This is a genomic window from Marinobacter sp. CA1 (genome assembly GCF_020546665.1).
Classification (GTDB): domain Bacteria; phylum Pseudomonadota; class Gammaproteobacteria; order Pseudomonadales; family Oleiphilaceae; genus Marinobacter; species Marinobacter xestospongiae.
Genome location: NZ_CP071785.1, coordinates 290282 through 310204, shown reverse-complemented (window position 1 = coordinate 310204; position 19923 = coordinate 290282). Strand labels below are relative to the sequence as shown.

Here is a 19923-nt window from a genome sequence, read left to right as displayed (position 1 = left end):
GAGCAGTGGTCGTGACGGCGATCAGTCCTCACCCAGCAGTTTCGGAAACCCGTCCAGCGCGCTGTTGATGGCGTCCAGGTTGAAGGCATCGATATCCGCCAGCAGTCGTTCGGCATAGAGCGTCACGGTGCGGGAGCGGAAGCGCTGGCCCCAGGACAGCACCCGGCTGGCAAAGTAGCGCATCTGCTCCGGATCGCCACTTTCCCGCACCGACTGCCACTCATCCCCGAAATCGTCCGCCAGCTGATTGCGCAGCCAGCCGCGCTCCTGCATGTTGAGGGTTTCCACCAGCGGGTGTTCAACTTCCTGGGCGGATTCATCCACCTCTGCGGCCTGCTCCACAACCTCCACATTGCGCAGGGTCACGGTGAAGGTGGAGCCACGCCCCTGCTCACTTTCCACCGACAGCTCTCCGCCCATCATGTGCACCAGCTTGCGGCTGATGGCCAGGCCCAGTCCGGTACCGCCGTACTTGCGGCTGCTCTGGCCCTCCTGCTGCTCGAAGGCATCGAAGATCCGCTCCAGCTGATCCTCGGCGATGCCGATGCCGGAATCGGTCACGGTCAGCACCAGGCAGCAGAACTGGGCCCCGTCTGGGCCCTTCGCTTCCAGCGAGTCACTGGCCCGGGCCTGTACCGTCACCTCACCCTCGTGGGTGAATTTGATGGCATTACCCACCAGATTGAATAACACCTGGCGCAACCGAGTCTCGTCCAGCAGCATCACCGCCGGGGTATCGCTGTCCACGGACACGTCCAGGGCAATGCCCTGCTCCTGGGCCCGCAGATCGAAGATGTGGCGGACGTCGTCCAGCAGCCGCCGCACGGTCAGCGGCGCGTACTCCAGCCGCATCTTGCCCGCCTCGATCCGGGACAGATCGAGAATGTCGTTGATCAGCATCAGCAGGCTGCGGCTGCCGGCCCGGATCGCCTCCAGATAACTGCGTTGCTGAGGTTCGGTCACGCACTTGTCGAGCAGGTCGCTGTAGCCGATCACCGCATTCATCGGGGTGCGGATTTCGTGAGACATATTGGCCAGGAACTCACTCTTGGCGCGGTTGGCACCCTCGGCCTCGTTGGCCAGCCGTTCGGCTTCCAGCTTGGCCGCCCGCAGTTCGTCCTCGCTGCGTCGCAGCGCCTCCTCCGAGCGGATTCGTTCGTCCACCTCCCGCGACAGCTTGCGGTTCCAGTACAGGAAGATCATCACCACCACCAGCGCGATCAGGATCACCCGCCGCACCGCGGTGTAATCGGTCTCCTGCTTGATGTCGAGGTGAATCCAGCGGTTGTAGATCGCTTCGGTTTCCTCCGGGGTCAGGCTACCCAAGGCCTTGTTGATGATGCGCAACAGCTCCGGCCGGTCCCGGTTTACGGCAAACCGCAGTTCGTACTGATAGGGGGTAATGCTGGTGATGCGCAGGTTGGACAGCCCCAGCCGGGCCACGGTGTAGCTGACCGCGGGAATCTGCGTGACCATCACATCCAGGTCGCCATTGGACAGCGCCAGCAGGCCCTCCTCCACAGTCTCCATGGGATACAGGTCCAGATCCGGGTGATTGATCAGCAGGTAATCGTGGCCGGCCTGACCACCCACGACACCCACCCGCTCCTGGCGCAGCTCACGCAGATCGCCGATAAAACGGCCATCGTCGCGGATCACCAGCGCAATCGGCAGGGTCAGGTAGGGTCGGCTGAACAGGAACTCACCTTCACGCTGGGGAGTGAGGGACAACGCCGGCAGGATGTCGATCTCGCCACTGCGCAGCTTGGCCTCGGCGTCCGCCAGGTCGGTCAACTGGCTGCGGGCCATGGTGATGCCGAGCTGGCTCTCCAGGCGGGTGACCAGATCCGGCACCAGGCCGCGGACCTTGCCGTCCTCCAGAAACTCGAACGGTGGCCACAGCGTGCGATACGCCACCCGCAGGTTGGGATTGCGTTTGAGCCAGCCCTGCTCGCTCTCGGTCAGCGCCACCGCCACCTGCTCGCCGGCTTCCGGCACCGAGAAGGGCAGCCAGGCCTGGCGGATGGAGCGGTGTTCGTTGTGGGAAATGGACTCCACCGCCCGGTTGAGTACCCGATGCAGCTGCGGCCGGTTGGCCATCACCTCCAGCACCACGTCCACCGGCTGGCTGTCCAGCAGCACCGCCAGCCCGATGCCATTGATCATCGCCGACTGCAGGTAATCCGACACCACCGGCACCGGGCCGACGAAAGCATCGGCCTGGCCCGACAGCACCTTGCTGACCGCCTCGCTGACGTTGGCCACCGGCACCGGCTGGAAATTCTCCACCGGGTCGAGCATCAGGAACTGGTTGGCATCGTCGTCGATCAGCGCGATGCGTCGGCGCTCCAGATCCGCCAGCTGGCGGATGCTGGGATCACCCGCGTCAACAAACAGGCCGTAGGTCAGGCTCATCAGCGGTGGCGTCACCACCCGGCCCTCCGGCGGCTGCTTGCCCGGCGGCAGGGTGGTGACCAGGGCATCAATCTGGCCGGTGGCCAGCAACTGATCCAGTTCCGCCGCTGGCGCCCCGGTCTGCTCCAGGGGCTTGTCGAGCTTGCTGGCGATGCGGTTGAGGTAATCGATGTAGGTGCCGGCCATGCCGGTGCCACCGGCACGGAACGCCAGCGGCACCTGATCACTGCGGACACCGACGGTGAAGCCGGTCTGCTGCTGCAGCCAGCTCAGGTCTTCAATGCCCAGCACCGGTGGCGGGGATTCCAGCGGCGGTTCCGCGGCCAACGGCAGAGACAGAACCAACAACCACCACGCACAACAACGCAACCAACGACCCAACAACCCGCTCACCGAAAACCCTTCACTGAAACCTCTTCATCGGCAACCTGGGGTGCCGCTACGCGTTTAATACACCATCTATGAGTGCCATTTCAGGCACCGCCAGACACCTGAGGGCAGATTATCGAAATAACCTGACAGGACACCAGTCCATCCGCTAGATTTAGTCAGAGGTGCCCTGTTCAGGGGTGCCCGCGAGCCACTGGCCCGCTTCGACTTGCCGCAACACGGATTGACGAGGACCCCAATGGACACCAGCAAACACACCCTGACCACCCTGTTTGAGCAACTCGGCCTGCCCGCGGATCAAGCCAGCATTGAGCAGTTTGTCCGCCGTCACGCGCCGCTGCGCCAGGACACCACGCTGGCCAAGGCGCCGTTCTGGAACGAGGGCCAGGCGCACTTCCTTGCCGAGGGCCTGGCGGATGACTCGGACTGGGCGGAAGTCATCGACGAACTGGACGCCATGCTGCGGCACTGAGGTGCCGCCCTAACCGGCCACCTGCACCCGGTTACGACCGCCGTCCTTGGCCTGGTACAGGGCCTTGTCGGCACGGTCGAACACCGAGTCCTGGTCATCGCCGTCGCGCAGTTGCGCCACGCCGGCGGAGAAGGTAATCGAGACCGGCTCACCGCGGAAGTGGAACGGCAACTGGGCGATGTGCTCGCGCAGGCTTTCCACCACCCTGCTGGCGCCGTCGTTGTCAGTTTCCGGCATCAATACCACAAATTCCTCACCACCATAGCGGGCAACAAAGTCGGTGCTGCGCAAACGCTCACTGAGGGTCTTGCCCAGCAGCTGGATAACCCGGTCTCCGGCCTTGTGGCCATAGGAGTCGTTGATCCGCTTGAAGTGGTCAATATCCAGCATCACCACCGTCAGCGAATGGCGGTAACGCTGCCAGCGCTTGAACTCGAACGCCAGCCGCTCCTGCCAGGCCTCGCGGTTGGGCAACTGGGTCAGCACATCGGTCAGGGCTCGGCTGCGCTCTTCCCGCAGGCGCTCCTGCATCTGTTCCGAATGGGCCTCCAGCGCTGCCAGCTTTTCCTGCATGGTCGCCACCTGACTGGCCAGCCGGCGCTCACGCTCACTTTCTTCCTCGCGATACCGGGCCACCACCACCGAGATGGTTTCAATATGGTCGTTGACCGAACGCTTCAGCTCGTGCACGTCTTCTGACGCCTTCACCCGCTGCCCCAGCTCTTCCAGGCCCTCCCGCAAGCCGCGGTCAAACGCCTGTGAGGCGGTCTGGGCACCGGCCAGCATGTCGGACTGGTCCAGGAAATGGTCCTGCAGCGCCAGCAGCCGCTCATCCAGCCGTTTCAGGAATGCCTCGAATTCCTGTTGGCCGCGCCGCACGGCGGCAATCAGCAGGTCCGCCACTTCGTTGAGGGAGGCCCGCAGTTCAGCCCAGTCGTTGCTCACCGCCAGGTGATCCCGCAGGGTCTCGGCACGGGCGTGGGCATGAGGATCGAGGGCAAGCTGGGCCAACATCTGCCCCAGCAGCTCCGAGATCCGGCGGGCGATCCGCAGCCGCTGGGCCAGATCCTCGTCGCTCAGCTCCAGCGGGGCCGCCAATTCCGGCGTCTCGTCGTGGTGTTCGTCGCCATTGCCGAACCAGCGCCCCAGCAATCCGGGCTTGTGCTCCGTCGCCGGGTCCGCCGCCAGCGCCCGCGCGACCAGCTCCGCCAGTTCGCAGAACCATTGCGGCAGGGTTTCCCGCAACTGATCGGGCTTGCGGAAGGCTTTTTCCAGTCGTCGCAGACCGTCTTTCTCAGGCTGAAACTGGGGATGGCGGCGAGCCGTTTCCACCAGCGCATCCACCCGTTCCTTGAGCTGACCGAAGGTCTGCTGCTTGCGGTCATCCAGCTGGGTAAGCTGACGATCAATAGACGCCTGCAACTGCCGCAGGCGTTCCAGGTCGTAATGGTCTTTGCGCAGCAGATCCCGCAACTGCCCGAGCAGGCTGTCCAGGTGCGGGCCCTGACCCTCGGAAGCCAGACTGGTACGCACCAGCATCCGGCCGAGGGTGTGTCGCTCTTCCTGCCACCGCTGCTCGCGGACCTCGGCCTCTTCGATCTCCCTGAGGTACTTGGCCTTCCATGACTCAGCTGATGACATGCCATTCCCCTGTGATCTGTATTGCCAGGATTCTGTAAACTATAGCCCTGCCCTCCGGGATCATCGAATCAGCCGCGGTCACTTTTGCTGCCTCCGCGTCCGTTCTGCCGTTTGGCCCTGGGATGACTGCGATCGTAGACCCGGGCCAGATGCTGGAAATCCAGATGGGTGTAAACCTGGGTGGTGCTGATATCGGCGTGGCCGAGCAGCTCCTGCACGGCGCGCAGATCACCGGACGATTCCAGCAGGTGGCTGGCGAAGGAGTGCCGCAACAAGTGAGGGTAGAGTCGCTGGCTGGCCCCTTTGTGCAGGCCCCAGCGCTGCAGCCGCAGCTGGACACTGCGGCGGCCAAGTCGCTGCCCGCGCTGGCTGACAAACAGCGCGGTCTCACCCTCGGCTGCCAGCCCGTGGCGCAGCGCCAGCCAGGCCCGCAAGGCCTTCAGCGCCTGCTCACCCACCGGCAGCAGGCGCTCTTTCCCGCCTTTCCCCAGTACCCGGATTTCCCCCTGGCGCAGGTCCAGCGCCGTGAGATCGGCGCCAACCAGCTCCGCCAGCCGCAGACCGGAGGAGTACATCAGTTCAAACATCGCCCGGTCCCGACATTCCAGGGGATCGTCGGCACCGGCATCCAGCAGCTGGCCGAGCTGATCCACATCCACCACCTGGGGCAGACGCCGGGGCGATTTCGGTGCTTTCAGGCCAAGGGCGGGGTTATCGGCCACCAGTCGTTCCCTTAACAGGAAATCGTAAAAGCGGCGGATGGCCGACAGGTGACGGGCAATGGAGCGACCGGACAAACCCTCACGGCTCAGCTGGGCGATGTACTGGCGCAGCTGGTGACTGTCGAGCCCGGCCCACTCGCCCTGGCGCGCCGCCACAAACCCGGCCAGGCGCAGCAGGTCGCGCTGGTAGTTGCTACAGGTGTGTTCTGCCTGGCGGCGTTCCGAAGCCAGGTGGTCGATAAAACGATCTATGCCGGCGGTCAGCGCCGTCGGCATCGAAGGTGAACAGGCGGGTTCGGGCTCAGGTGCTCGCTGGGGCACGGTCAGGGGTTCTCCGCCACCACATCGACGACCGTCGGGGGCACGCCGTGACGATGCATCATGGAAGGCAACAGTCGGCTGAGAGTATCACTGATGTAGGTCAGGAACAGCGACCCCATGCTCTGGTCAAAGTAACCCGGCTGGCAGCTGCCGATGGCAAACACGCCACGTACCTTGGCGTCCCGCAGCGGCACCAGGGCAACCGACGCCACCGGCTGGTCCCGGTCCGGGAACAGGAAATTGCGTTCACTTTCCTTGAACTGCCCACACACCGCCCGGTCACCGTCCAGCCAGTTACCGAGGCGGGCTTCCGCCTGTTCCGGAGACACCACCTGCAACGGCCCCTGGGGGCTGACCGGCAGCGGCTGGTCACTGAACAGCAGAACCGACGCGGCATCGAGGCCGAAGTCGCCACGGATGCTGTCGTCAATCGCCGCCGCCATCTCGTTCAGACTACCGGCCTCAATCACCTGCAGCACCAAGCGCTTGCTCTTCTCGAACAGGCGGTCATTGTGGCGGGCGATGGCGACCAGCTCCACCAGCTCCTTGCGCAGGGTGTCGCGCTGTTCCCGGAACAGGTGAACCTGCCGCTCCACCAGGGAGATCGCCCGTCCGCTGTCATGGGGCAGAGTCAGGCTGCGCAGCAACTCGTCCTGGCCGATGAAGAAGTCCGGGTGGTCACGCAGGTAATCGGCGACCGCCTCGCGGCTCAGGTCCCCGGCCTTCTTGCGGGCCGTTTGATCTGTCATTGCCTTCTCCTTTCAGGATCAGTCCCGTGCGGGACCGGCTTCAGCGCTCACCCGCGGGCGCTGGCGTGATCGGCCCCGGCCCTCGGGTGGGCGTTTGGTCTCGGTTTTACGCTTGTTGTCAGCGGGGCGCCGCTGACGGCGACCACGGCTGGCGGGTTCGGCCGGGAGTCGCAACTGTCCCTCAAAGACGCTGGTGGCCGGACCTTCCATCATAACAGGGGCCCCGTCACCCCGCCATTCGATGATCAGCGGGCCGCCAGGTAAGCGAACCTCCACTCGCTCATCGAGCAGACCCCGTAACCGACCGGCAACCACCGCGGCACAGGCGCCACTGCCACAGGCCAGGGTTTCCCCGCTGCCGCGCTCGAAAACCCGCAAACGGGCGTGGCCGCGATCGACAATCTGCAGGAAACCGATGTTGGCGCGGGCCGGGAAACAGGTGTGGCTTTCCAGTGCCGGCCCCAGGGTGGCAACCGGCGCGGTATCGACGTCATCCACCAGCAGCACGCCATGGGGATTGCCCATGGACACCGCGCTGAGGGTCACAGTCTGCTCACCCACCCGCACCGGGTAGGTGTGCTGACGGCTGTCCGCCACGAACGGAATCGCGGCCGGCTCCAGTTCAGGCACGCCCATGTCCACCGCCACCAGGCCATCTTTCACCAGCCGCAGCTCGATCACGCCCTTAGCGGTCTGGACCCGGATCACCTTCTTGTTGGTAAGCCGACGGTCACGCACAAAGCGGGCAAAACAGCGGGCGCCATTGCCGCACTGTTCCACTTCCGAGCCGTCACTGTTGAAGATGCGGTAACGGAAATCCACGTCCGGCTGGCCGGGCGGCTCGACCACCAGCAACTGGTCAAAACCGACCCCGAAATGCCGGTCCGCCAGGGTGCGGATCATCTCTGGGCGCAGCCGGAACGGTTGACTGATGGCATCGATCACCATGAAATCGTTGCCCAGACCGTGCATCTTGGTAAACGTGATCAGGGGCGAACGCGGCCCCCGTCGATTCTGGCTCATCCCGTTTACTCCGGCAGGCAGCTTTCAGGCGCCAGCTGGTCGTCCAGGGTTTCCCGGCGCCGCACCACGTGCACATCAGCGCCGTCCACCATCAGCTCTGGCGGCCGGTTACGGGTGTTGTAGTTGGAACTCATGACAAAACCATAGGCGCCCGCGGAGCGGACCGCCAACAGGTCGCCGTCCCGCAGTTTCAGCGGGCGCTCCTTGCCGAGGAAATCGCCGGTTTCACACACCGGCCCCACCAGATCCCACTGCTGTTCGGGCTCATCCTCGCGCTGGTGCACCGGCACGATGTCCTGCCAGGCGCTATACAGGGCCGGCCGGATCAGGTCGTTCATGGCGGCATCGATGATGGCAAAATTGCGGTGTTCGGTACGCTTGAGGAATTCCACCCGGGTCACCAGGATGCCGGCGTTGGCGGCAATCGACCGCCCCGGCTCCAGCACCAGCGCCAGCGACCGGTCGCCCAGACGCTCAACCAGCTGGCTGACGTACTCGTAGGGCTCCGGCGGTTGCTCCTGCTGATACCGCACCCCCAGGCCACCGCCCATATCGAGATGCCGGATGTGGATGCCCTGCTCCGCCAGCGTGTCCACCAGCGCCAGCACCCGATCCAGGGCGTCGAGGAACGGCGCCACCGTGGTGAGCTGGGAGCCGATGTGGCAATCCACCCCGATGACCTCCAGGTTGCTCATGGCCGCAGCGCGAGCGTATACCGCGGGCGCCTGGGTAATGTCGATACCGAACTTGTTTTCCTTGAGCCCGGTGGAAATGTAAGGGTGGGTGCCAGCGTCCACGTCCGGGTTGACCCGCAGTGACACCGGCGCCTTGACGCCAAGCTCCGCCGCCACCGCATTAAGACGATCCAGCTCGGTGTCGGATTCAACATTAAAGCAATGCACCCCGGCTTCCAGCGCCCGACGCATCTCCCAGGGCTGCTTGCCCACCCCGGAGAACACCACCTTGGCCGGATCACCGCCGGCACGGATCACCCGTTCCAGCTCACCGGCAGAGACGATGTCAAAACCGGCACCCAGTCGTGCCAGCACGTTCAGCACCGCCAGGTTGCTGTTGGCCTTGACGGCGTAACAGATCAACCCCGGTCGATCGCCAAGGGCCTTGTGATAGGCCTGGTAATGGCGCTCCAGGGTGGCGCGGGAATAGATATAGGCGGGAGTGCCAAAGCGCTCGGCCAGGTCGGCCACCGCCACGTCTTCCGCAAACAGCTCACCGTTGCGGTAGTTGAAATGATCCATCGATAGTCCTGACAGGTTGCGGGGTCGGCGTCAGCGCTGGCGCCCGTCGCGATCGGCCGGCTCTGCCGCCGCCGCGGGCGCCTGTTCAGGCCCGGCGTCCCGGTACAAGGCGCCTTTCTGGCCACAGCCGATCAGGGCGGTGAACAGCAGCAGAATCATGGCAAGTCGTTGAAGCCTCATTGACGGCCACCCCTAAGTTGCAAATTGAATCGAGTATACCTGAGTCCGCCATCACGGGGCGAGGTCAGGCATTGCCCAGGGCGCGGTTGAGTTCGGTCTCGAGCCGGTGGCGGTAGGACAGGTACTGACAGGTCTGCAGATCCTGCTGATAGGCCATGGGTTCCAGGTCATGGGGCAGGTGCACGTCATTGAGATAGACCGGATAGGGTTCACCGCTGGGACGAAGCGAGCGAATGTAGTGGGCCACCGCGGCCATCAGCCGGTCACCATATTCCTGGGCGGCGAACTCCTGGTCGTTGCAGTACAGATCGAAGGCCAGCCCGGCACCATCCTGGCGCACCCCAACCGCCTGCACCTCCAGCACCCGGCGGGCGGGCTCGTCGGCCGACACCTGGCGCCGCTCCGCCAGCCATTGGCCATCCCGGGCCACCAGTTCGTAGCAGCGGATACCGGAAATATCGCCAAATCCGCCCAGCGAACGCCGCAACTGACGACGCTCAATGAGGGTATCGAGAAAACGCAACAACGGCATCAGCAACTGGCGACGGGAAACAAAGGCTTGCTGCCAGTGGAACAGCGACCCGACCTCATCCACCACCCACAACCGCACCCGGCGCCCCTGAACCTGATAGAACACCTGCACCGATTCCGGCTCGCTGGCCTGGCACACAGTGCGCAGCGCCGGGTCGTCCAGCAGTGCCTGGCGATCGAACACCACCGGCACATAACCCGGTTGCGGACTGCCCAGATGCGTCAGCAACGCCTCGACACTGTCCACCACGGTGAAACCGGGTTCACGGTCACTGAACTGCAATACAAAGTAACGCCGGTCCACCTCGATGACGTAGCGCAGCGGGTGCGGCCCCAGGCCACCGGCAAAGAACTGACGCATGACATCAGCAAACAGCGCCGACACCCGCCGGGCGATGATCGGGCCATGGCCGGAACTGTCGCTGTGCACGGTCAGTTCCGTCATCGCCTCCGGTGTCGCCGCCACCATCGCCAGCACGTTCTTCAGACACTGGATCAGGGTGTCGCCGGCAGCGTAATGCTGCAGGCTGACCTCGTGCCAGGTATTGAGGGTCACCTGGTCGATGCCCTGAACCAGGTTCTCACGGCCCCCACTGAATCCCAGCGAATCGCTGCGGCTGCTGAGCTTGTGCAGCCCCCGTTCGGTCAGCCGGGCCTGGGGGTCCAGCGCCACGTTCACCAGCAGCACCAGCCGTGCCGGACGGGCCGGCCGTTGCAGCGCCTCCCGCGATGGCGGTTGCAGCGGCACTGGCAGGGCCGCCTCCAGCGCCTCCCGCATTTCCCGGGTTTCGGCAACACTGGCGGCGGTCTCCCCGGCCCGGACATTCAGACGAGTGGCACGGGTGAGCAGGCCATTGCAGTGACACCACAGCACCAGCTCGGTCAGACTCTGGGCCCGCCGGATGACCGGTTGCCAGAAGGCGTCGGCCGGGTTCTCCAGATCCCGGTACAGACGCCAGCCACCGTTGGCGTTGCCGCCCTGCTCCGAGGCGTGGTGGAACGACAGGTTCTCTTCTTCCAGCGACGGCGCCAGGTTGGGGTTGATCAGCTCAACCTTGCCGGCCTTGCGCTGGAACACCGCGTACAGTTTGCGGCCCAGCAGGTTCATATCACGCTGGCTGATGGCCGCGGTGCTGCCGTGGTCCCGGGCCAGGCGCGACAGCAGCCGATAACTGTGGGTCAACTCGTTGACCACCAGCCGCCGCATCTGGATCACGTCCTCTACCCGCCAGCGCTGGCGGTTATCGAGGAACGACAGGGTCTTGCGATCCCACTCCCACGCCGCCACCAGCCGGTTCAACAAACAGCCCTGCCAGCCTTCGGCGCTTTGCTCGGTGCGGGTCAGCGGCAGCCCCACCTTGAGGTACAGGCTGCGCCGCACCAGCTCGAGACGGTCCGGAGCCTCTTCCGCCAGCAGCCACTGCTCCAGGCGCTGGTACAGCAACACATAGGGATCGAGGTAATCGGCCCGGGTCTCGCCACCGTAGACCGCCGCCTTGAAGGTCAGCGCCAGCGGGCCGGCATCCCGGTGGCTGGCGTAGCATTCGATCAGCAGCAGTTTGAGAATCGACTTCCAGGGCGAATCGATGCCCTTGTAAAGCTGCCAGACCCCGGCGCCGAGGAACTCCTCCTCCGGGATCCGGGGCACCGAACCGAAATCGATGTATTCGTCCGCACGGATGAAGCGACAGTCCACCAGTTGCCGCAGCCGGGCCTGATAGTCCGGCTCGTCCGCCACCGGTACCAGCCACCACAGCGGATAACGCCCGCCCAGGTGAATGCCGGTACGGTAGAACTCATCCAGCAACAGGTAGTGCTGGGCGCTGCCGCAGTTTTCGCCGGTCACCTCCGCCCGTTGCTGGCGCTGGCGCCAGTCGTCGGCGGAAAACACAAAGACATGCAGCTCGACACCGTAACTCTCGGCCCAGGCCGACACCGCCTCGGCCTTGCGTTCGAGCTGGGCCACCGCCACCGCCGGCAGCTGCGGGTCATGGCACAGCCAGACATCCAGATCGCTGGCCACCGAATGCCCCAGCGAGCCGGGACTGCCCATCAGGAACAACCCGTGCAGATCGGGGCGACGCTTGCCGGTATCGCGGTAGGCAAACGACCGCGCCAGCCGCTGGGCCGCTCCCAGCGCCTCGTCACCCGGCTGGTAATGGCTGAGACCATAGGGACAGTCCCGGTCCAGGTAACCAGGCAACGACGGGTGGTTGAGGTGAAACACCAGCGGCAGGATATCCAGCACCACCTGCTGGCGGTAGGTCAGCGCCGAATGCGCCCGCTGCCAGCGAGCGCGATTGACCGCCAGAAACCGGTCCCGCAACCGGCGCAGGGTCTTGCGGTCTATGCCCTCGTCAAAGTCGAGCGCGATCGGGCGTGTGTGGGCGGTCACGGTATCTCCGCGGGAGAGGTTCTTTCTGGGACTGGAATCAGTATGATGACTGCATCGTGGCAAATTCAGAATAAGAAAGAAACCTCTGCCCTCCGGAGGAGCCGACGCCGTGAAAGAATTTTACATTCGCCGCTACCGCAGCGACCCGCAGGACACCAGCGGTCGCCGTGGCCTGCTGCGGGTCAATGACACCGGTCGCATCACCTACGCCGATGCCGACGCCGAAGTCCTGCTGGGCTATGGCCACGGCGACCTGCGCGACTGCCCGGTCAGCCGCCTGATTGCCACCCGCCAGGACGACCCCTTCGCCAGCGGTCATCGTCACCAGTTCCGCCTCGGCCATCCGGTCACCATTACCCTGCGTCATAACGACGGCTACTTCTTTACCGCCGAAGTCGCCCTGCGCCTGGAGCAGCGTGACGCCGACCAGCCCGCCGATGCCCGCATTGTGTGGCGGGACGGCCTGCAGCTGGACCCGCGGCTACTACAGATGATGGAAACCTCGGCCGGGCTGGGGCTGTGGGAACTGGACCTGGCCAGCAATCAGGTCAGCTGGAGCGAAGGTCTGTTCAGCCTGCTGGAACTGCGCCCGGGCTGCGACATCACCCCCGAACAGGCACTGTTCTACTGCCAGGGCAACCAGCCCCGGGTACGCGCCCTGTTCCGCCGCTGCATCCGCACCGGGCAGGGCTTCGACCACACCTTTGAGCTGATCACCGCCCGCCAGAATCTGCGTCGGGTCCGGCTCACCGGCCGCGCCTTTCACGAGGACGGCCAGGTCGTGCGTCTGGCCGGCACCCTGGTGGACCAGACAGCCACCCAGCAGCAGGAACGCGCCGCCAACGAAGCCCGGGAGCTGCTCGGCGCCATCCTCGGCGCCAGCCAGGACCTGGTCGTAGCGGTGGACCGCGAGCTGCGTTTGATCTGCTGCAACGACGCCTACCGCCATCATTTCGAGGCGACCTACCAATGCCGGCCGCAGGTGGGCGACAGCCTGGCGGAGCTGTTGCAGGCCTGGCCCAACGACCGCCGACTGCTGGAGCGACTCTGGCATCGCACCTTCGAACGCGAAGGCTTCACCGTGGAAATGCCGCTGACCACCCGCCACAGTGGCGCGCCGGTGTTTGAAGTGCATTACCAGTTGCTGCGCAGCCGGGACGGCGAAACCCTGGGGGCCGTACATGTCGCCCGCGACATTACCGACAAGGTTCGCAGTGGCGGGCGGCGGGCCTATCTCAGCAGCCACGACCCCATCACCGGACTGCTCAACCGGCGGGAATTCCTCGCCCGCACCGGCAAATGGCTGGAAAGCGGCCATGCCCAGGGCGGCGCCCTGCTCTACCTCGACCTCGACCACTTCACCAGCTTCAACGACACCGCCGGCAGCGGCACCTGCGACCGCTACCTGCGGGAGCTGGCCTCCGCCATTGGACTCAAGGTGCGGCAGCGGGATGCCCTCGCCCGCTTGGCTGGCGACACCTTTGCACTGCTGCTGGAGAATTGCGCCGAGGCGGAGGCCCGCAAAGTGGCCGCCAACATCCTCGAGTTGATCGAAGAGTTTGTCTTTGAATGGCAGGGTCAGCAGCTGTCCACCACCGCCAGCGCCGGCCTGTTGCTGATGGGGGAAGGATTGGCAGAAGCACCCAAGGATCTGCTGTCCCAGGCGGCAGACCTGTGCCACACCGCCAAGGTGGCGGGCCGCAACCGCCTGCACGCGGCCTACGCCGACTCCGAGGCACTGCAGGAATCCGAGGCCCGACGCCTGCTCAGCCACATCCACCAGTGCCTGGACCAGCACACCCTGGTGCTGGAATACCAGTCACTGCGTCCGGTCAGCAGCGTCACCTGGGGCGATCACATTGAAATTCTGGCGCGATTCCAGAACCCGGACGGCGACGGCCTGCTGCGACCGGGGGACTTCCTGCCGGTGGCGGAACGTTTCGATCTGGCCAAACGCATCGACCGCGAGGTGATTCGCCAGACCCTGGACTGGCTCGGCCGACACCGGCTGCTGGAGCCGCGGCTGAAGTACTGTGGCTTCAACCTGTCACTGGCCTCGGTGCTGGACGACGGCTTTGCCGAATTCCTCCAGACCCAGCTGGCGGCCTCGGCGTTTCCCAATGAGAGTTTCTGTCTGGAAGTCAGCGAGGCTCACGCCACCCAGTACCCGGATGAGGTGGCCGTGCTCTGCGATGCGCTCCACGAGCTCGGCTGTCGGGTTGCCCTGGATGGCGCCGGTGCATCGGTGGAGAGTTACACCCTGGCGGCGCGATTGCCGGTGGACATCATCAAGCTTGACCAGAAAATGGTGCAGCAGCTGGAGCGGGACCCGGTCCAGCAGGTGATGGTGGAGGCCCTGCACAAGATCGCCGAAGGCGCGGGCAAGGCAACGGTGGCGCCGTTCATTGAGGACGACGACACCCTGCGGCGGATTCGGGCCCTGGGCATTCACTTCGGCCAGGGCTACCGCCTGCATCGACCCAGGCCCCTGGCCGACCTGACGCCGGCGGTGGTGGACCTGGAAACCGGCCGTATCGGCGGCTGACGGACGCCAGCGGCCGATACCGCACCCGCAGTCCGGGCTCAGCCCAGCTGCTGGCGTGCCCGTGCCACCGCGGCCCGGACCTGGTCCGGCGCGGTGCCGCCGAGGTGATCCCGGGCCTGGACCGATCCTTCCAGGGTCAGCACCTCGAACACGTCCTCGGCGATGATGCCGGAGAATTTCTGCAGCTCCACCAGGGTCATCTCGGACAGGTCGCGGGACTCTGCCACGCCGAACGCCACCGCTTTGCCAACGATTTCGTGGGCATCACGGAACGGTACGCCTTTTTTCACCAGGTAGTCCGCCAGATCGGTGGCGGTGGAGAAACCCTTGCGGGCGGCTTCGCGCATGTTGTCGGCCTTGGCGACAATCGCCGGCACCATGTCGGCGTAGGCTTTCAGGCAGCCCTTGACGGTGTCGACGGTGTCGAACAGCGGCTCCTTGTCTTCCTGGTTATCCTTGTTGTAGGCCAGCGGCTGGCCTTTCATCAGGGTCAGCAGGCTGATCAGGTGGCCATTGACGCGACCGGTCTTGCCACGGACCAGTTCCGGCACGTCCGGGTTCTTTTTCTGCGGCATGATCGATGAGCCGGTGCAGAAGCGGTCCGGCAGGTCGATGAAGTCGAACTGGGCCGAGGTCCACAGCACCAGCTCTTCGCTGAAGCGGGACAGGTGGGTCATCAGCAGGGCCGCGAAACTGCAGAATTCGATGGCGAAGTCGCGATCACTGACCGAATCCAGGGAGTTCTCGGTGGGTCGGTCGAAGCCCAGCAGACGGGCGGTGATGCTGCGATCAATCGGGTAGGTGGTGCCCGCCAGCGCCGCTGCGCCCAGGGGCATCACATTGACCCGCTTGCGGCAGTCCAGCAGCCGTTCGGCATCCCGGACCAGCATCTCGTACCAGGCCAGCAGGTGGTGGCCGAAGGTGACCGGCTGGGCGGTCTGCAGATGGGTGAAGCCGGGCATGATGGTGTCGGCTTCCCGCTCCGCCAGATCCAGCAGACCGGCGCGCAGACGCTGCAGCTCCTCGGCGATGACGTCGATTTCGTCACGCAGGTAGAGGCGGATGTCGGTGGCCACCTGGTCGTTGCGGCTGCGGCCGGTGTGGAGTTTCTTGCCGGTGACGCCGATACGGTCGGTCAGTCGCGCCTCGACGTTCATGTGAACGTCCTCCAGGCTCACCGACCACTGGAATTCGCCGGCCTCGATGTCGGCCTTGACCGCTTCCAGCCCCTCGATGATCTGGGTTTTCTCCTCGGCGGTCAGCACGCCGACTTCCGCCAGCATGGTGGCGTGGGCGATGGACCCGGTAATATCGTGGTGGTACAGCCGCTGGTCAAAACCGACCGAGGCGGTGAACCGTTCAACAAAAGCGTCCGTGGGTTCGCTGAAGCGACCGCCCCAGGGTTTCTCGGAGGTGGTGTTGGAATCCGTCATGGTCTCTCGTTCCTGCAGAGGGCCCGGCATTTGCGGACATGGGTGAAATCGGGGGATTATAGCACTCTCGACGGACCGCTCGCCCACCCGGGCGCCAGCGAACAAGGAACCGACAGCGACAGGATGCCCATGAGCCAACGGCAACGCCGAGCCTCGCCCCGCCGGGATGACCCGGTCAATGATTTTTTCGTCCCCGACCTGTGTCGGGTGCGGGCGGTGTTCCTGCTGCTGGTGAGCAGCGAGCTGATGGTGCTGCTGCTGGCGGTGATGCACAGTGAAAACACCTGGATCGACTGGAACTACTTTGGCCTGTTGTCGCTGTTCGTGCAGTGGACCGCCCTCACCAGCGCCGCCATCATCTGCCCGCTGCGGGGCCTGCTGGCCCGATTGTCGGTGGCCCGCGCCAGCACCCTGATCACCCTGATCGTGCTCGCCGACGTGTTCATCTTCAGCCTGTTCGCCGACAACATGCTGCACCCGGAACCCGGCGTCAACGGCTGGATGGCCATCGGCAAGAAGCTGCTGGCGGCACTGATCATCACCCTGATGGCGCTGCGCTACTTTTACCTGCAGGCCCAGTGGCAGCAACAGAAGCAGGCCGAGATGCAGGCCCGGCTGGCGGCCCTGCAGGCCCGCATCCACCCGCACTTCCTGTTCAACAGCATGAACACCATCGCCAGCCTGATCAGCAGCCGGCCGGACCTGGCGGAAGACGCCGTGCTGGATCTGTCAGAACTGTTCCGCGCCAGCCTGAAGGCCCAGGACCGGCTGATCAGCCTGTCCGAGGAGCTGGGCCTGTGTCGCAACTACCTGATGCTGGAAGGGCTGAGGCTCGGCGACCGCCTGACCGTCGACTGGCAGGTGGCCCCGGAGCTCGACCAGCAGGCCATTCCGCCACTGACACTGCAACCGCTGGTGGAGAACGCCATCTACCACGGCATTCAGCCCTGCCCCGACGGCGGCACCCTGCGTATTGAAGGTTACCAGCGCGGCGAGTTCGCCTACCTGCTGGTACAGAACCCCCGCCCCCAAACCGACCAGAGCCGCCACGACGGCAACCGCATGGCGCTGGCCAACATCCAGGCCCGGTTACAGGCGCTGTTCGGCGAAACGGCGGTGCTCAAGCAGAGCCACCAGCACGACATCTATACCGTCACCCTGAGGCTGCCCCGACAGCGGGTACCCAGCCACCGATCCACCCGAACCCCCTGACCATGACAACGCCATGACCACCGACCAACGCCTTCTGATTGCCGACGACGAACCCCTGGCCCGCGACCGGCTGCGCCGCCTGGTGGACGCCCTGCCCGGGTTCCACGTCTGCGGCGAAGCGGCAGACGGCCACGACGTCCTCGCCCGGGTGGCCGAACTGGCCCCGGACGTGGTGCTGCTGGATATCCGCATGCCCGGCATGGACGGGCTGGAAGCCGCGGAACACCTCAGCAACCTCGACAATCCGCCGGCAGTGATCTTCTGCACCGCCTTTGACCACTACGCCATTGATGCCTTCAACGTCCAGGCGGTGTCCTACCTGCTCAAACCGGTACGGCAACAGGCGCTGGCCGATGCCCTGGCCCGCGCCGGTCGCGTCAACCGGGTGCAGTTGCGGGCACTGCAACAACGCCAGGACGACGATGCCGGCCAACTGGCGGTAAAAACCCACCGCGGTACCGAGTTGATCGACATCAACCAGGTGCACTACTGCCAGGCCGACCAGAAATACGTCACCATTCATCACGACCGCGGCGAAACGGTGACCGACCACACCCTCAAGGAACTGGAACAGGGGTACCCGGAACGGCTGCTGCGCATCCACCGTCACACCCTGGTGGGCCTGCGTTACCTGCAGGGCCTGGTGCGGGACGGTCGCGGTCACTGGTTCGCCCGGCTGACGGACGACACCCGCCTGCCGGTCAGCCGGCGTCATGCCAGCGCGGTGCGCGAACGCCTGCAGGACGGTGACGGAGCCGGCCTCTGAGGCGAAATCCGCGGCCGCGGATGGCGGGACATTTGCCACTCAACGCGTTAACCTTGTCGGCAACTTTTCACCGACTTGGCGAACGATTCAACCATGGCTAAACGCACCCTACGCATTGCAACCCGCAACAGCGCCCTGGCGCTGTGGCAGGCCGAATTCATCAAGGCGGAGCTGGAACGCCTGCACGACCACATCACCGTCGAGCTGCTGGGTATCAAGACCCAGGGCGACAAGATCCTCGATGTGCCGCTGGCGAAGATTGGCGGCAAGGGCCTGTTCGTCAAGGAGCTGGAAGAAGCCATGCTCGACGGTCGCGCCGATCTCGCGGTGCACTCGATGAAGGACGTGCCCATGGAGTTCCCCGAAGGCCTGGGACTGGTGGCGATCTGTGAACGGGAAGACCCCACCGACGCCTTCGTCAGCAACCACTACAACTCGGTGGACGAGTTGCCCCAGGGCGCCGTGGTCGGCACCGCCAGCATGCGCCGGGAAGCCCAGCTGCGGTCCCATCGCCCCGACCTCCAGGTTCGGACGCTGCGGGGGAACGTCAACACCCGCCTGGCCAAGCTCGACGCCGGCGACTACGACGCCATCATCCTGGCCAGCTCCGGCCTCAAGCGCCTGGGCTTTGAAGATCGCATCCGCAACGCCATGCCGGACACCGTGTCGCTGCCGGCCGTGGGCCAGGGCGCGCTCGGTATCGAGTGCCGCCTCGACGACCAGGAACTGATCGATCTACTGGCTCCCCTCGACCATCCCGACTCCGCCGACCGGGTGCGCGCCGAGCGGGCCCTCAACCACCGCCTTGAAGGCGGTTGCCAGGTCCCCATCGCCGCCTATGCCCTGCTCGAAGACGATGACACCCTGTGGCTGCGCGGCCTGGTGGGCTCCGTCGATGGCACCGAGATTCTCCGCGCCGAGGGTCGGGCGCCCCGTGGCGAGGGTGAACGCCTCGGCCGCGAACTGGCCGAAGACCTGCTGCGGCTGGGTGCAGACCGGATTCTGGCCGAGATCTATGGCCACACCCCACGCTGAGTCGCCCCTGCGCGGGTGCCGGGTGCTGGTGTGCCGACCGCAGCCGGAAGCCGACCGGCTGGTGGCGGCGTTTCACGCCGCCGGTGCCGAGGCCCGCGCCCTGCCCCTGCTGGAGCGACTGCCGCTGCCGGACACCGCGGCCACCCGGACCGCGATCCAGAATCTCGACCAGTTCCACCACGTCATCGCGGTCAGCCCCTACGCCGCCCGCCAGTTGCTGGCACTGATCGATACCTGGTGGCCACAGCTGCCCCTGGGCCTGCACTGGTACGGTGTCGGCCAGGGTACCGCCCGGGTGCTGCAGCAGGCCGGGCTCCAGCCTCACTGGCCCAGCACCGGGGTAGACAGCGAAGCGCTGCTGGCGCTGCCGGAACTGGCCCGGCTGAGCGGGCAGAAAGTCCTGCTGGCCCGGGGCGAAAACGGCCGTGAGCTGCTGCGGGACACCCTCCAGCAACGGGGCGCCGAGGTGACGCCGCTGGCGCTCTACCGGCGCCAGTGTCCGGCCGATGCCGGTCAGCAGCTGGACACCCTGTTGCGGGACTTCGCCCCCCATGCCGTGGTGCTGCTGTCTGGAGAAACATTGAACAATTTCATCGCGCTGGGTGAGAATAGTGACCATACTCTGTACCAGCGACTGCTGGTTGTGCCGGTGCAGCGGGTGGCCGATCAGGCAGCCCGGGCGGGATTCCACAACCTGTGCATCCCCCCGGAGCTGAGTGACCACCAGGTGATCGCCGCCGTTGCCCAGCATCTGGCCCCGACCGCACCGGATACCGACATGCCGGCCCGGTAATCGGGTTTGCCCCACCAGCGGGGCCTGACAAGCAAGTAAGGAAG

15 protein-coding genes are annotated in these 19923 nt (G+C 65.3%); 6 read left to right on the top strand and 9 right to left on the bottom strand.

What is annotated here, in order from left to right:
- Positions 1 to 21 precede the first annotated feature (21 nt).
- A complete protein-coding gene (locus J2887_RS01355) occupies positions 22 to 2763 on the bottom strand; it encodes a transporter substrate-binding domain-containing protein (RefSeq protein ID WP_227173606.1) in 2742 nt (913 codons plus the stop codon).
- 280 nt (positions 2764 to 3043) lie between these two features.
- On the opposite strand from J2887_RS01355, the gene J2887_RS01350 reads away from it, so the two are divergent.
- A complete protein-coding gene (locus J2887_RS01350; protein ID WP_227173604.1) occupies positions 3044 to 3277 on the top strand; it encodes a DUF2789 domain-containing protein in 234 nt (77 codons plus the stop codon).
- A gap of 9 nt (positions 3278 to 3286) precedes the next feature.
- On the opposite strand, the gene J2887_RS01345 is transcribed toward J2887_RS01350, so the two are convergent.
- The 7 genes from J2887_RS01345 to J2887_RS01315 form a co-directional block, all read right to left on the bottom strand.
- Positions 3287 to 4918, bottom strand: a complete 1632-nt coding sequence (locus tag J2887_RS01345; RefSeq protein ID WP_227173602.1) for a GGDEF domain-containing protein — start codon at positions 4916 to 4918, stop codon at positions 3287 to 3289.
- Between the two features lie 68 nt (positions 4919 to 4986).
- Positions 4987 to 5916: a tyrosine recombinase XerC gene (gene xerC, locus J2887_RS01340; RefSeq protein WP_227176023.1), complete on the bottom strand. Its 930-nt coding sequence runs from the start codon at positions 5914 to 5916 to the stop codon at positions 4987 to 4989.
- Positions 5917 to 5963: 47 nt separating this feature from the next.
- Positions 5964 to 6710 carry a DUF484 family protein gene (locus tag J2887_RS01335; protein WP_227173601.1) on the bottom strand — a complete coding sequence of 249 codons (747 nt, stop codon included), beginning with the start codon at positions 6708 to 6710 and terminating at the stop codon, positions 5964 to 5966.
- Between the two features lie 18 nt (positions 6711 to 6728).
- A complete protein-coding gene (gene dapF / locus J2887_RS01330) occupies positions 6729 to 7733 on the bottom strand; it encodes a diaminopimelate epimerase (RefSeq protein ID WP_228752831.1) in 1005 nt (334 codons plus the stop codon).
- A 5-nt stretch (positions 7734 to 7738) separates the two neighbouring features.
- On the bottom strand, positions 7739 to 8989 hold the full coding sequence (gene lysA / locus J2887_RS01325; protein ID WP_227173599.1) for a diaminopimelate decarboxylase: 1251 nt from the start codon (positions 8987 to 8989) through the stop codon (positions 7739 to 7741).
- A gap of 30 nt (positions 8990 to 9019) precedes the next feature.
- Positions 9020 to 9169, bottom strand: a complete 150-nt coding sequence (lptM, locus tag J2887_RS01320) for an LPS translocon maturation chaperone LptM (protein WP_227173598.1) — start codon at positions 9167 to 9169, stop codon at positions 9020 to 9022.
- A gap of 64 nt (positions 9170 to 9233) precedes the next feature.
- Positions 9234 to 12095, bottom strand: a complete 2862-nt coding sequence (locus J2887_RS01315; protein WP_227173597.1) for a class I adenylate cyclase — start codon at positions 12093 to 12095, stop codon at positions 9234 to 9236.
- 109 nt (positions 12096 to 12204) lie between these two features.
- Here J2887_RS01315 and J2887_RS01310 point away from each other — a divergent pair, with 109 nt between their 5' ends.
- Positions 12205 to 14640, top strand: a complete 2436-nt coding sequence (locus J2887_RS01310; protein ID WP_227173595.1) for an EAL domain-containing protein — start codon at positions 12205 to 12207, stop codon at positions 14638 to 14640.
- A gap of 38 nt (positions 14641 to 14678) precedes the next feature.
- Here J2887_RS01310 and argH read toward each other — a convergent pair whose 3' ends face one another.
- The gene (argH, locus tag J2887_RS01305) at positions 14679 to 16073 is read right to left on the bottom strand and encodes an argininosuccinate lyase (protein ID WP_227173594.1); all 1395 of its coding nucleotides are present in this window, start codon (positions 16071 to 16073) and stop codon (positions 14679 to 14681) included.
- Between the two features lie 123 nt (positions 16074 to 16196).
- Between argH and J2887_RS01300 the strand changes: the two genes are divergently transcribed.
- From J2887_RS01300 to J2887_RS01285, 4 genes are all read left to right on the top strand, one after another.
- A complete protein-coding gene (locus J2887_RS01300) occupies positions 16197 to 17285 on the top strand; it encodes a sensor histidine kinase (RefSeq protein ID WP_416381880.1) in 1089 nt (362 codons plus the stop codon).
- A 13-nt stretch (positions 17286 to 17298) separates the two neighbouring features.
- Positions 17299 to 18051: a LytR/AlgR family response regulator transcription factor gene (locus tag J2887_RS01295; protein WP_227173590.1), complete on the top strand. Its 753-nt coding sequence runs from the start codon at positions 17299 to 17301 to the stop codon at positions 18049 to 18051.
- A gap of 93 nt (positions 18052 to 18144) precedes the next feature.
- Positions 18145 to 19086: a hydroxymethylbilane synthase gene (hemC, locus tag J2887_RS01290; RefSeq protein WP_227173588.1), complete on the top strand. Its 942-nt coding sequence runs from the start codon at positions 18145 to 18147 to the stop codon at positions 19084 to 19086.
- Entirely contained in the window at positions 19067 to 19879 is an 813-nt protein-coding gene (locus tag J2887_RS01285; protein WP_227173586.1) for a uroporphyrinogen-III synthase, read from the top strand. Before hemC ends, J2887_RS01285 begins: the two co-directional genes overlap by 20 nt.
- Positions 19880 to 19923: the final 44 nt, after the last annotated feature.

Excerpts from the sequence above, each read along its gene's own strand:
- J2887_RS01350 (WP_227173604.1), top strand. The coding sequence starts at position 3,044 with ATGGACACCAGCAAACACACCCTGACCACCCTGTTTGAGCAACTCGGC.
- J2887_RS01345 (WP_227173602.1), bottom strand. The coding sequence starts at position 4,918 with ATGTCATCAGCTGAGTCATGGAAGGCCAAGTACCTCAGGGAGATCGAA.
- xerC (WP_227176023.1), bottom strand. The coding sequence starts at position 5,916 with ATGCCGACGGCGCTGACCGCCGGCATAGATCGTTTTATCGACCACCTG.
- J2887_RS01335 (WP_227173601.1), bottom strand. The coding sequence starts at position 6,710 with ATGACAGATCAAACGGCCCGCAAGAAGGCCGGGGACCTGAGCCGCGAG.
- dapF (WP_228752831.1), bottom strand. The coding sequence starts at position 7,733 with ATGAGCCAGAATCGACGGGGGCCGCGTTCGCCCCTGATCACGTTTACC.
- lysA (WP_227173599.1), bottom strand. The coding sequence starts at position 8,989 with ATGGATCATTTCAACTACCGCAACGGTGAGCTGTTTGCGGAAGACGTG.
- lptM (WP_227173598.1), bottom strand. The coding sequence starts at position 9,169 with ATGAGGCTTCAACGACTTGCCATGATTCTGCTGCTGTTCACCGCCCTG.
- argH (WP_227173594.1), bottom strand. The coding sequence starts at position 16,073 with ATGACGGATTCCAACACCACCTCCGAGAAACCCTGGGGCGGTCGCTTC.
- J2887_RS01300 (WP_416381880.1), top strand. The coding sequence starts at position 16,197 with ATGCCCATGAGCCAACGGCAACGCCGAGCCTCGCCCCGCCGGGATGAC.
- J2887_RS01295 (WP_227173590.1), top strand. The coding sequence starts at position 17,299 with ATGACCACCGACCAACGCCTTCTGATTGCCGACGACGAACCCCTGGCC.
- hemC (WP_227173588.1), top strand. The coding sequence starts at position 18,145 with ATGGCTAAACGCACCCTACGCATTGCAACCCGCAACAGCGCCCTGGCG.
- J2887_RS01285 (WP_227173586.1), top strand. The coding sequence starts at position 19,067 with ATGGCCACACCCCACGCTGAGTCGCCCCTGCGCGGGTGCCGGGTGCTG.